The sequence below is a fragment of the Candidatus Pelagibacter communis genome (genome assembly GCF_001180185.1).
GTDB lineage: Bacteria > Pseudomonadota > Alphaproteobacteria > Pelagibacterales > Pelagibacteraceae > Pelagibacter > Pelagibacter ubique_F.
Genome location: NZ_CVSS01000051.1, coordinates 145,588 through 157,211, shown reverse-complemented (window position 1 = coordinate 157,211; position 11,624 = coordinate 145,588). Strand labels below are relative to the sequence as shown.

The window sequence follows — 11,624 nt, the reverse complement described above, 5'->3', positions numbered from 1 at the left end:
ATTCATATATCTACTGATGAAGTATATGGCGATGTATTAACTGGTAGATCAGATGAAAAATATTCTTACAATCCAAGTTCTCCTTATGCTGCTAGTAAAGCAGCATCAGATCATTTAATTAGCTCATATGTTAGAACTTATAATTTACAAGCAATAGTTACAAATTGCTCAAATAATTTTGGGCCTAAACAACATCCTGAAAAACTCATACCAAAATTAATTTACAATATTATTCATAACAAACCATTACCAATTTATGGAAAAGGAAGAAATTCAAGAGAGTGGATTTATGTTAAAGATCATTGTGAAGCATTAATAAAAGTTTTTTTGAAGGGTAAATCTGGTGAATTTTATAATATTGGCTCTAATAAAAATTTAAGTAATTTAGAAGTGACATATGAACTGTTAAAAAATGCCAAAAAAATAATTGAATTGGGAAATAAAATTAAGATTAATTTTATTAAAGATAGACCTGGACACGATATAAGATATGCCTTGAACAGTAATAAAATCAAAAAAAAATTAGGTTGGGTTCCCAAAACAAGTTTTAAAAAAGGTATTAAATTAACATTTGATTGGTATTTAAATAATAAGTCTTACTATAAATCATTTTCTAAAAGAGATATTATAAAAAGATTAGGTAATAAATGATTAAAAAAGGTATTATATTAGCTGGAGGTAAAGGGACGCGTATGAGCCCTTTAACAAAAGCTGTAAATAAACAGTTATTGCCAATTTATGATAAGCCTCTAATTTTTTATCCTTTATCAATATTAATGTTAGCAAATATTAAGGACATCCTTATTATTGTTAATAAAGGGGAATTGAGCCAATATAAAAAAATTTTACCTAATGGAGATAATCTTGGGATTAAAATAACTTATAAAGAACAAAGTAAGCCTAAAGGATTACCTGATGCGTTCATACTGGGTGAAAAATTTATTGAAAAAAAAAATGTTGCAATGATTTTAGGTGATAACTTTTTTTATGGTCAAAATCTTACGAAAAGTTTAATACAAAATACCCAACTTAAAAAGGGGGCAAAAGTAGTTTTATACAAGGTTCTGAAACCAGAGTCTTTTGGTGTAGCAAAAACAAATAAAAGAAATAAGATAATTCAAATTAAGGAAAAACCAAAAACATTTATTTCAGACCTTGCAATCACAGGACTTTATTTTTTTGATAATAAAGTAGTTGAATATGCAAAAAAATTAAAACCTTCCAAAAGAGGTGAATTAGAAATTGTCGATTTATTAAATATTTATAAAAGGAAAAATCAACTATCAGCTGATTTAATTGGAAGAGGAGGTGCTTGGTTAGATACAGGTTCCATTGATGATTTTTACAAGACTTCAAATTTTGTATCATCAATTGAGAATAGACAAGGATTTAAAATTGCTTGTTTAGAGGAAATTTCATTAAATAAAAGATGGATAAGTAAAAAACAAATTAAAGAATCAATCAAATTTTATGGTAAATGTGATTATTCTAAATATTTAAATAATCTTATCTCGTAAAAATATGTCTAAAAAAAAAATTTTAGTTACAGGTGGTGATGGAAGATTTGCTAGAATATTAAAAGAAAAAAATAGAAAATTAAATCTTTTTTTTGTATCTAAAAAAGAATGTAATATTCTCAAAATTGAAAATATAAAAAAGATTATTAAAAAGATTAAACCAGATATTATTTTACATACCGCTGGTTTATCGAGACCGATGAAATCTCATGAGATTAATATAAAAAAAAGTATCGATTTGAATATAATTGGAACTGCGAACTTAGTTAAAGTTTGTAGTGAGTCAAATATTAAGATGATTTATTTCTCTACAGGATATGTATACGAAGGAGTAAAAGGGAATTATAAAGAAACAGATCCAGTTAAACCTTTTAACAATTATGGTTTATCAAAACTTGGAGGGGAGTGTTCAGTTTTAATGTATAAAAATTCACTTATTTTAAGAATAACTATGACTGAAAAACCTTTTATACACAAAAAAGCTTTTTCTAACCTTATTTCCAATTATATGTTTCATGAAGATTTAGTTGAAATTCTACCAAAAATAATCAATCAAAAAGGAATATTAAATATTGGTGGAAAACCTCAGTCAATATATAATTTTGCAAAATCATACAATCAAAAAATTGAGAAAGTTGTTATAAAGAAAACAAACAAATATCCCTTAAGACAAGATATGAGTCTAGATAAATTAAAAAAAATTTTATAAAATTTATGGTAGCGGGAAGTGGGATCGAACCACTGACCTCGGGCTTATGAGTCCCGCGCTCTAACCAACTGAGCTACCCCGCCAACTCAATTAACGGTTTATACTACTTTTAAAAAGTGTTGCAAATGAGTTTATGATTATTTCAAAGATTGTATTAAATTAAAATACTAAAATACCAAATAAAACAACACCTAATGAAGTTGCGGCAGTAAACAATAATTTTTTTCTACCCTCTTTTTTTCGATCTTGTTTTACTCTATTCAATAAAACATTTATATTTGTAGATTTAATATTTTCATCACCTACAGGCTCTTTATATTTAGCGACGAGTTTGTCTGTAATTGATGAGAATGTATTTTTCACAAATCTATTAGATCATTAAAGTTAGAATTTTTCAAATTTTAAATTGATAAATAAATACCAGCAGCACCTATGACAATCAGAAAAAAAACAAATATGGAAATATTTTTTCTGTTTTCTTTATCTTTAATTGCTTGAGCTCTTGCTTTTAAAACGTTGATATCAACTTTTTTGATTTGATTTTCCTCAATTTCTAAAGGCTTATCAGCAATTTCTTTAAAATTGGGGGTGTTATCTAAAGATATTTCCGCATCAAAGCCTTTTTTAGTCATAGTCTAACTAATCACAGTATTGATTAGGAGACAAAACACCTATAGTTCAGATTGGGTCACTTATTATTTGACAACTGTCCAAATTGGGTTTCTATTAATAGAAATTAATTTTTATGAATATTCAAGAGATAGATTTTTCTAAGACCCTCACCGATGACCAAGTATACGACTCGATAATGTCTAATTACTCAGATCTGAGTAAGGATTGGATATTTCATCAATGGAATTGGATGAATAGTGTTTATGCGTCATTCCATGATCACTACAAATATATGATTGTAATTTCTTTAATTGAAAAAACTCTTCAATTTTATGATCAAATGAATGTTCAATATAGTTATGATGAATATTACGCAAAAACATACCTGCAGATTGAAAAATTTAGTATTACTGAGCTTTGTGAAAAATTAGATTTACCTAAGGAAACTGTAAGAAGAAAAATTTTAGAGCTTGAAAAAGAAGGGGTAATAACTCGTAGTAAAAAAAAAATCCTTATTGATAGAAAAGCATTTCCTTTTGTTAAGCCTGTGAGTCAAATTAAATTATCATCAAAATATATTTACTTAGTTTATAAAATTTTAAATAAAGAGAAAATTTATTCAAAAAAACTTGATCAAAAAACAATTGAAAATATTATCAAAAAAAGATTTACATTATCATGGAGATGGTTTTATAGAATGCAAATACCATTGATTATTGGATATCACAAATTTTTTCAAGATTTAGTTACATTTCATATTTGGGGAACAATTTGCATGAATCAAGCTTTAAATGTTAAAAAACAATTGTCTACAGATAATCAAAAACCTTCACTAGATTATTTTACTACCAATAACATCCTAATAGAAAATCTAGGAACAAATTCAGGTATAAGTGCAATGTCAATTTCTGATATGACAGAAATTCCTCGAGCAACAATAATCAGAAAATGTAAGTATTTGATTAAAGAGGACCTAATTAAGATGAATGAAAAAAAACAGTATGTTTTGACATCTATGAATTTTAGAAAAATTTTACCCTATCAGACAGAAATTTTTAGATACAAAGCTAAATTTATTCGAAAAATCTTAAATCTTCTTGTAATTTCATAAATCTAAATTAGATTATACACGTTGCAATATACAATGGGGGTCATGGGTATAGTAACAACAATAGCACCGTTTGCACTAGCAATTATAATGTTGGGGCTTGGTGCGTCTTTGACGGTGAAAGATTTTACAAGAGTTTTTCAACATCCAAAAGAATTTTTTGTTGGTTTAATTTGTCAATTGATTGTTCTTCCAATTATAGGATATCTTTTAATAATTATTTTAAGAACCCCAATAGAGTTAGCTTTGGGAGTTATGTTAATTGCAGCTGCACCTGGAGGTGTAACTTCAAATGTCCTAACTAAATTTGCAGATGGAGATGTTGCACTTTCTATATCTCTTACGGCTTTTACTAGTTTAATAAGTATTGTTTCCGTTCCATATATAGTTTTTTTGTCAATAGATTTATTTGATATTAATTATGTTGAAAAAGAAGTCTCAATGCTAGGTATATCATTAAAAATGTTTTTTGTAGTAACAGTCCCAGTAATTATTGGAATGATTTTGAGAAAATTATTTAGTGATTTCATTGAGAGAAATATTAAAATTATTGAAAAAATATCAATTGGATTATTTTCAATTGTTTTTATTGCCATCTATATTCAAGAATGGGATAGTATAATTATGTTCTTAACTACTGCAGGTACTATTGCTTTAATTCTTAACATTTCCATGATGATTATAGGATTTTATATTGCAAAAATTTTTGCTTCAAATGTTGCTCAACGAAGGTGTATTTCTCTTGAATGTGGATTGCAAAATGGAACTTTAGCTGTATTTGTTGGAACTCAATTGTTTGGTCAAAACATGATTTATATGGTGCCAACCGCAGCTTATGCTCTGATTATGATGATGACTTCTGTTCTATTTGTATTTTTCCTTAAATATAGATCTTAATTATTATTATAACTTTTTACTTTTTGGAATTTCTTTATTCACATGGATGTTATAATAAAGAAATAATTAAATGAAATCTAAAATATTTATAACTGGATCTTCAGGATTTATTGGTTTTCACACAGCAAAAAAATTTTTAGACAAAGGAATTAAGGTTCATGGTTTTGACTCTATGAATAATTATTACGATGTGAATTTAAAAAAATCTCGATTGAATATATTAAGAAAATATAGAAATTTTTCTTTTACTAAAGGTAAAATTGAAAATGAGCAAACTTTGCTTAAAAGTGTTAAAAAATTTAATCCTCAAATTATTCTCCACTTAGCAGCTCAAGCTGGAGTAAGGTACAGCATTAAAAAACCTGAGACTACCTTAAATTCTAATATTGTAGGTACTTTTAATATTTTGAAAATAGCGAGCAAAATTAAAATTAATCATTTAATAATAAGTTCGAGCTCCTCAGTTTATGGATCAAATAAAAAATTTCCCTTTCAAGAAAAAGATAAAACAGATCATCAAATTAGTTTTTATGCAGCGACCAAAAAATCTGTGGAAAATTTAGCTCATTGCTATTCTAGCTTATGGGAACTGCCCATAACTATGTTAAGATTTTTTACTGTATATGGGCCTTATGGAAGACCAGATATGGCTTACTTTAAGTTTACAAAAAATATTTTAGCAGGTCAAAAAATCGATATTTATAATAAAGGTAAAATGTACAGAGATTACACATATATTGATGATATTGTAGATGGGATTTACAGATTATTAAATAAACCACCCTCATTAAGCTCAAAAAAAAAATTCAAGAATGATAGCTTGTCCCCTGTAGCTCCTTTTAGAATTTTAAATATTGGCAATACAAAAAAAATATATCTTCTAAGTTTTATTAATACACTCCAAAAGGAATTAAATAAAAAAATTAAACGTAATTATTTACCTATGCAAAAGGGTGATGTTCACTCTACTTTTTCTGATTGCTCTCTGTTAAAAAAAATTACGGGGTATAATCCAAAAACTAATTATAAAGTAGGAATTAAAAAATTTATTAATTGGTATCGTTCTTATTATAAGATTTAATCTATATTTTTTTAAAACTAATAATTTTATTTATTTTTGAAATAATATACTTTACATAATTTTTTAAGTTAAATTTTATATTTATAAAAATTAACTTTAATTTATTATTTGGTAAATCAATTTTAAGATATAAGTTTGTAACCCAGCCATGTCCTTTTGATTTTTTTTCAACAATATTGTATGAGGATATGATATTTGAAATTAAAGTTTTACATGTAATATCATCATCAAAAACAATTTGAAAATCCCTAGAACTTACAAATTTTTTACAAAAATTAAATTCTTTAGTAATTGTCTTGTTCTTATGAGAGCCATCTATGTGAAAAAAATCAAATTTTTTATCTAATCTTTTTAAAATAGAAATGCTGTCACCATGTAAAAATTGAATATTAGAATTTGGAAAAACCTTTTTTAAATATTCAATCGAAATTCTAGAAAAACTATCATCTATATCAATTGTCGTTAAATTTAATTTTGGATTTGCTGAAAGCATTATTAATGCCGAGTGGCCCATATATGTACCAATTTCAAGAACCTCTTGTTTATCTATTGATTTATCAAACAATAATTTTTGTTTTTCATAATTATCAATTAAATACTCATATGTTTTGCCATCAAATAAATATGAACCACATCCATTAACGAATTTTTTATCACAGACTTTAAAAATTTCTAAAAAGTGTTTTTTAATATTAGGTAGAGCATTATCAAAATTATTTGCCATATTTGATTAAACAAAAAATTATTTAAATATTTAATTTATCTTTAATATTATAAAATAAAACAGCTAGTCTGAAATAGAATACTCTTAACCTTGGAAAAATAAACTTTTTAGGTAAACCTTTATAAATTTTTGAAATATTAAGATCTTTGCTGTTAGAAGAAAAAACTAATTTTGAAAGTTGCTTACCAGTCCATGGGGCTGAACTTACTCCTACACCATGATATCCAAATCCATAATATATTTCTTCATTATCAATCTTTCCTATAGAAGGACTTAATTTTTGCGACATGGCGATAAATCCTCGCCAACTATAATCAATTGAGATTTTAGACCAATTTGGAAAAATATTTTTAAAAAATTTTTCCATTTTTTTTGATCTATTAAAATTAGATTGGTCACTTCCAATAAAATCACCTCTTGTGCCAAATAAAATACGATTATCAGGTAACTTTCTATAATAATATAAAAGATTTTTAGTATTCATTATCGGTGAATAAGTTTTAAAATTATGTAAATCAATTTCATCTTTTGATAATTTTCTAGTTACTATAATATTTGAAATTACTGGCAAAATTCTTGAATTCATTTGGGGCACTAAGCCTTCTTGATAAAATCCATTGGTTGCAACTACAATTTTTTTTGTATTAACAGATCCCTCACTGGTTCTCAAAGTATAAGAGTTGTTATTTTTTTGAATTTTAATTACTAAAGAATGATCATATATTTTCAATTTTTTAGATAAGGCATACCTCGCGATTCCATTTACAAATTTTAAGGGATTTATTGCAAAACCAGGTTTATATGAAAGGGCTCCATATTGCTCGGTTCCTGTGTGACCAATTTTATCAAACTCTTCTTTAGAATAAAGTTCAGTTTCAATACCAAATACACTTTGATATATTTCAGCTTGCTCCTTAATTTGTTTAAATTTATTTGGGTGGTGAGCCAAAATAAAATTGGAGTCGCCGGTAACGTCACAATCAATATTATAATCTTTAATTATATTCTTAGTATAATTTGATCCCTCAACAGAATTTTTAAAAAATTTTTTTGTTTCATCTTTTCCATAAATTTTCTGTAGATTTTTAAAATTTGTTTTTGTAGGTGGAAATGCACAAAAACCTCCATTACGTGATGAAGCACCCCATCCTACTTTTCCTGCTTCAAGTAAAACTACATCTAAATTATAATTTTCAATTAAATTTATAGCACATAATAAACCTGTATAACCTCCACCAATAATTGCTACTTCAGAATTAATATCTTTAGTTAATTTATTTAAATTAAAATTTTCTTTTGTTGTATCTTCCCAATAACTATTTACTGGTTTTTCAAATTTATAAATATCTGAATGATAGATATTTTTCATTTTTATTTTATTATAGATAAAGGCTCTACGAATTCATGTCCAAAAGCATCAGCAACAGCTTTATAGGTCACATGTCCTTTATGAATATTTAATCCAGCTAGAAAATTTTTATCTTCTCCAAGAGCCTTTTGATAACCTCTATTAGCTAATTTTACCAAATAAGGAAGTGTTGCTTTATTTAATGCTATTGTAGAGGTTCTTGGAACTCCGCCTGGCATATTGGCTACACAATAATGAACGACATTATCTACTATAAAAGTTGGATCATTAAAAGTCGTTGGTTTACTTGTTTCTACACATCCACCTTGATCAATTGCAACATCAACAATTACTGAACCTCTTTTCATTAATTTTAACATATCTTTAGTAACTAATTTTGGAGCTTCTGCTCCAGGAATTAAAACTCCACCTACTATTAAATCTGCTTCAGCTACTAACTTTTTTAAATCTATTTTGTCACTCTGTTCTGGAATAATTTTATCTCCAAACATTTCAACTAATTGATTTAATCTTGCCTCTGATTTATCTACAACATGAACTTTCGCCTTCATACCAGTTGCTATAGTTGCAGCATTTTCACCTACAACACCTCCACCTAAAATTAATACATTTGCAGGCTCACCTCCAGGTGCTCCTCCTAACAATACACCTCTACCTTTTTGGTTTTTTTCTAAACAATGTGCTCCTGCTTGAACTGACATACGTCCAGCTACAGCACTCATAGGTGCCAGTAAAGGAAGTCGTCCATTGTCATCCGTAATGGTTTCATAGGCAATATTAATACTTTTTGATTTTACCAAACCCTCTGTTAATTCTTTTGCAGCAGCTAGATGTAAATAGGTATAAACAATTTGATTTTCTCTAATCATTTCAACCTCAACTTTTTGAGGTTCTTTAACTTTTACAATTATTTCAGCATCATTAAAAATATCTGATGCTTTTTCTATAATTTTTGCTCCAGCATTTTTGTATTGATCATTGTCAAAACCTGCTTCATAACCTCCATTATTTTCAATTAAAACTTCATGACCCTCTGAAACAAGAGTTTTTACACTATCTGGTGTAAGGCCGATTCTATTTTCTTGAGGTTTTATTTCTTTAGGTACGCCAATTCTCATCAACGAATTAATTTTTTTTACTTTTAGCGTAATTAGTTATTCCAGTCCGAAGTTTTTCAATAATTTCATCAATATGTTTCTTCTCACAAATAAACATTGGCGCAATTATTAAACAATCACCAGTAGCTTTGAAATTTACACCTGCATCGTAACAATGTTTAAAAGTAGCTAAACCTGCTTTACCTGGTCTTCCATCAGTTTTGATATCTATGCCCCCCATCATTCCATAACCTCTTATATTATCAACAACATCTATATCTTTAAGAGAAAATAGACCTTCTTGGAAATAAGGAGCAAGCTCTTTTGCTCTGTTAAAAATATCCTCTTTTTCAAATATATCCTGAACTGCTAACGCTGCCGCTACTGAAACTGGAATACCAGAATAAGTATATCCATGAAATAATTCTATTGCACCTTTTGGCGAATTATCCATCACAGCATCATAAATTTCCTCTTTACAGGCAACTACTCCAAATGGAACTATTCCATTGGTTGTTGCTTTTGCCATTGTCATTATGTCAGGTGTAACACCAAACTCTTGAGCTCCAAAAGCTGAACCAGTTCTTCCCCAACCAGTAATAACTTCATCAAAAATTAAAAGAATTTTATGTTTGTCACAAAGTTCTCTTAGTCTTTGTAAATATCCAACTGGTGGCACTAAAGTTCCTGTTGAACCAGCAATAGGTTCTACAATACAAGCTGCAATATTTTCAGATCCAAAATTATTACAAATTCTCTCTAAATCATTTGCAATTTCTGCTCCTGTCTCAGGTTGTCCAGAAATATATTTATGTTCATCTAAGTGCGTATGTCTCATGTGAACGACACCTGGCATTAATACACTCGCATATGCTTTAACATTATTGATCATACCACCTACTGATGTTGCTCCAATATTCATACCGTGATAAGCACGTTCTCTTCCAACAAATCTAAATCTTTGCCCCTCACCTCTCGCTTTGTGGTAAGCAATACTAATTTTAATTGCCGTCTCAACTGCTGTAGATCCACATATCGTGTAAAAAATTTTATTTAAGTTTCCTGGTGTATGTTTAGAAATTCTTGTTGCCAATTCAAATGATCCACCAAAACCTTGTTGAAATGGCTGGCAATAATCAAGAGTATTTAATTGATTTGTTATTGCGTCTATAATCTCTTTTCTTCCATGTCCTAACGGATTACAAAATAATCCTGAGCTAGCATCAATTTGTGTTTTGCCATGATGGTTTTTTAAATAAACACCTTTTGCCTCAACAATTAATTTTGGATTTTCTTTAAAATCCTTATTAGATGTAAATGGCATCCAATGTTCATTAAGTGAATTAGGTACTGATGTTCTTTTTTCTGAGCTCATAATTTTTAAATTTTTAAGTGTTAAGAATTCTTAGACTAAATGAGTATAATTAACCACCAAAATAATGTCACAACTAAAAGTTGTATCTAAATTTAACACTTTTTTGTTTTACATCTACACTAAATTAATCTTAAACTTAGAACATATAAATAATCAACAAAGAGGAATAAATGAAAAAAATAATTAGTTTTATTCTTGGATGTTTTGTAGCTCTTAATCTTTCAATTTCAGTTGCTAATTCAGCTGCGAATGAAGTTAGAGTTGCATACTTTCTAGAATGGCCAAGTCCAAATCTAGAGGACATGATGAAGAAAAACTTCGCTAAAGCTCTAGGAGTTCCGGTTAAGTGGACAAATTTTACTAACGGTGGTGCTATGACGGATGCCATGTTAGCAGGAGATATTGATATCTCTTACTCACAAGGTTTAGTTCCTTTCATTAATGCTGTAAAATCTAAGGCTCCTATCAAACTTGTAGATATTGCTATGGAATACGGAATGGGTGGTACAACTTGTGTAACGTCTAATGCCTCTGGTATTACAAAAGCAAATGCAACTGAATTAGAAGGTAAGAAAGTTGCTGTTCCACTAGGAACAATGGCTGAATACGTTTTTGATGAAAGTATGAAAGTTGTTGGTGCTGATAGAAAAAAAATGGATATTATTCAAATGGACCCTGAAGAAGGTGCTGCTGCTTTAGTCAGTGGTGATGTTGTTATGGCATGTTTATTTGGTGGTAATTCTATTAAAGCTGCAACAGCAGTTGGATCTAGATTACTTACAGTTCAAGAAGCTAGAGATGCTGGTATCCTTGGTATTGATATCACTTCAGTAACTACAAAGTTTATGAAGGAAAATCCAGGTATGTTAAGAACTTTTATTGAAGTAACTCATGAAGCTAATGAAAGATATAGAAATGGTAAAAGTGACATGAACTCAATGTCTAAAGCTTCAGAAATGAAAGTTGCTGATATGAAAGAAACTTTAAGTGGCTTTAAATTTCTAACACCTGAGGAAACTAAGCAGTCTATGGAAAGTGGAAATCTTGATGCATTCTTAAAAGGAATGGGGACACCAAGAGGAAACGTAGATACTAGTTTCTTACCTTTATAATCTAAGGGTAATTTAAATTTTAA

13 protein-coding genes and 1 tRNA gene are annotated in these 11,624 nt (G+C 28.4%); 7 read left to right on the top strand and 7 right to left on the bottom strand.

Going from position 1 to position 11,624, the window contains the following annotated elements:
• From AMN95_RS05115 to AMN95_RS05105, 3 genes are all read left to right on the top strand, one after another.
• On the top strand, positions 1-651 hold a 651-nt coding region (locus tag AMN95_RS05115), incomplete at its 5' end, for a dTDP-glucose 4,6-dehydratase (RefSeq protein WP_143323769.1).
• A complete protein-coding gene (gene rfbA, locus AMN95_RS05110; protein ID WP_075522885.1) occupies positions 648-1,517 on the top strand; it encodes a glucose-1-phosphate thymidylyltransferase RfbA in 870 nt (289 codons plus the stop codon). The genes AMN95_RS05115 and rfbA, both read left to right, overlap by 4 nt.
• A gap of 4 nt (positions 1,518-1,521) precedes the next feature.
• Complete coding sequence (locus AMN95_RS05105) at positions 1,522-2,226, top strand: sugar nucleotide-binding protein (RefSeq protein WP_075522884.1); 705 nt, start codon at positions 1,522-1,524, stop codon at positions 2,224-2,226.
• A gap of 6 nt (positions 2,227-2,232) precedes the next feature.
• On the opposite strand, the gene AMN95_RS05100 is transcribed toward AMN95_RS05105, so the two are convergent.
• The 3 genes from AMN95_RS05100 to AMN95_RS05090 all read right to left on the bottom strand — a co-directional run bounded on the left by AMN95_RS05100 (position 2,233) and on the right by AMN95_RS05090 (position 2,858).
• A tRNA-Met gene (locus AMN95_RS05100) sits at positions 2,233-2,309 on the bottom strand.
• Positions 2,310-2,385: 76 nt separating this feature from the next.
• Positions 2,386-2,589: a hypothetical protein gene (locus AMN95_RS05095; RefSeq protein ID WP_075522883.1), complete on the bottom strand. Its 204-nt coding sequence runs from the start codon at positions 2,587-2,589 to the stop codon at positions 2,386-2,388.
• A 38-nt stretch (positions 2,590-2,627) separates the two neighbouring features.
• A complete protein-coding gene (locus AMN95_RS05090) occupies positions 2,628-2,858 on the bottom strand; it encodes a hypothetical protein (protein WP_075522882.1) in 231 nt (76 codons plus the stop codon).
• Between the two features lie 113 nt (positions 2,859-2,971).
• Between AMN95_RS05090 and AMN95_RS05085 the strand changes: the two genes are divergently transcribed.
• The 3 genes from AMN95_RS05085 to AMN95_RS05075 all read left to right on the top strand — a co-directional run bounded on the left by AMN95_RS05085 (position 2,972) and on the right by AMN95_RS05075 (position 5,924).
• Positions 2,972-3,949 carry a DeoR family transcriptional regulator gene (locus AMN95_RS05085; RefSeq protein WP_082256673.1) on the top strand — a complete coding sequence of 326 codons (978 nt, stop codon included), beginning with the start codon at positions 2,972-2,974 and terminating at the stop codon, positions 3,947-3,949.
• A gap of 42 nt (positions 3,950-3,991) precedes the next feature.
• Positions 3,992-4,843: a bile acid:sodium symporter family protein gene (locus AMN95_RS05080; protein ID WP_075522880.1), complete on the top strand. Its 852-nt coding sequence runs from the start codon at positions 3,992-3,994 to the stop codon at positions 4,841-4,843.
• 70 nt (positions 4,844-4,913) lie between these two features.
• Entirely contained in the window at positions 4,914-5,924 is a 1,011-nt protein-coding gene (locus AMN95_RS05075) for a GDP-mannose 4,6-dehydratase (RefSeq protein ID WP_075522879.1), read from the top strand.
• Position 5,925: 1 nt separating this feature from the next.
• On the opposite strand, the gene AMN95_RS05070 is transcribed toward AMN95_RS05075, so the two are convergent.
• The 4 genes from AMN95_RS05070 to AMN95_RS05055 are packed head-to-tail and all read right to left on the bottom strand — an operon-like array spanning position 5,926 to position 10,489.
• Positions 5,926-6,648 carry an O-methyltransferase gene (locus tag AMN95_RS05070; RefSeq protein WP_075522878.1) on the bottom strand — a complete coding sequence of 241 codons (723 nt, stop codon included), beginning with the start codon at positions 6,646-6,648 and terminating at the stop codon, positions 5,926-5,928.
• Between the two features lie 22 nt (positions 6,649-6,670).
• Entirely contained in the window at positions 6,671-8,017 is a 1,347-nt protein-coding gene (locus AMN95_RS05065) for an NAD(P)/FAD-dependent oxidoreductase (RefSeq protein ID WP_075522877.1), read from the bottom strand.
• A gap of 2 nt (positions 8,018-8,019) precedes the next feature.
• Complete coding sequence (gene ald, locus AMN95_RS05060) at positions 8,020-9,135, bottom strand: alanine dehydrogenase (protein WP_075522876.1); 1,116 nt, start codon at positions 9,133-9,135, stop codon at positions 8,020-8,022.
• A gap of 7 nt (positions 9,136-9,142) precedes the next feature.
• Positions 9,143-10,489 carry an omega-aminotransferase AptA gene (locus tag AMN95_RS05055; protein ID WP_075522875.1) on the bottom strand — a complete coding sequence of 449 codons (1,347 nt, stop codon included), beginning with the start codon at positions 10,487-10,489 and terminating at the stop codon, positions 9,143-9,145.
• Positions 10,490-10,659: 170 nt separating this feature from the next.
• On the opposite strand from AMN95_RS05055, the gene AMN95_RS05050 reads away from it, so the two are divergent.
• Complete coding sequence (locus AMN95_RS05050; protein ID WP_075522874.1) at positions 10,660-11,601, top strand: ABC transporter substrate-binding protein; 942 nt, start codon at positions 10,660-10,662, stop codon at positions 11,599-11,601.
• The last annotated feature ends 23 nt before the right edge of the window (positions 11,602-11,624 follow it).

Coding starts and splice junctions, on each gene's coding strand:
- ald (WP_075522876.1), bottom strand. CDS start 9,135: ATGAGAATTGGCGTACCTAAAGAAATAAAACCTCAAGAAAATAGAATC.
- AMN95_RS05050 (WP_075522874.1), top strand. CDS start 10,660: ATGAAAAAAATAATTAGTTTTATTCTTGGATGTTTTGTAGCTCTTAAT.
- rfbA (WP_075522885.1), top strand. CDS start 648: ATGATTAAAAAAGGTATTATATTAGCTGGAGGTAAAGGGACGCGTATG.
- AMN95_RS05105 (WP_075522884.1), top strand. CDS start 1,522: ATGTCTAAAAAAAAAATTTTAGTTACAGGTGGTGATGGAAGATTTGCT.
- AMN95_RS05070 (WP_075522878.1), bottom strand. CDS start 6,648: ATGGCAAATAATTTTGATAATGCTCTACCTAATATTAAAAAACACTTT.
- AMN95_RS05080 (WP_075522880.1), top strand. CDS start 3,992: ATGGGTATAGTAACAACAATAGCACCGTTTGCACTAGCAATTATAATG.
- AMN95_RS05055 (WP_075522875.1), bottom strand. CDS start 10,489: ATGAGCTCAGAAAAAAGAACATCAGTACCTAATTCACTTAATGAACAT.
- AMN95_RS05075 (WP_075522879.1), top strand. CDS start 4,914: ATGAAATCTAAAATATTTATAACTGGATCTTCAGGATTTATTGGTTTT.
- AMN95_RS05085 (WP_082256673.1), top strand. CDS start 2,972: ATGAATATTCAAGAGATAGATTTTTCTAAGACCCTCACCGATGACCAA.
- AMN95_RS05065 (WP_075522877.1), bottom strand. CDS start 8,017: ATGAAAAATATCTATCATTCAGATATTTATAAATTTGAAAAACCAGTA.
- AMN95_RS05090 (WP_075522882.1), bottom strand. CDS start 2,858: ATGACTAAAAAAGGCTTTGATGCGGAAATATCTTTAGATAACACCCCC.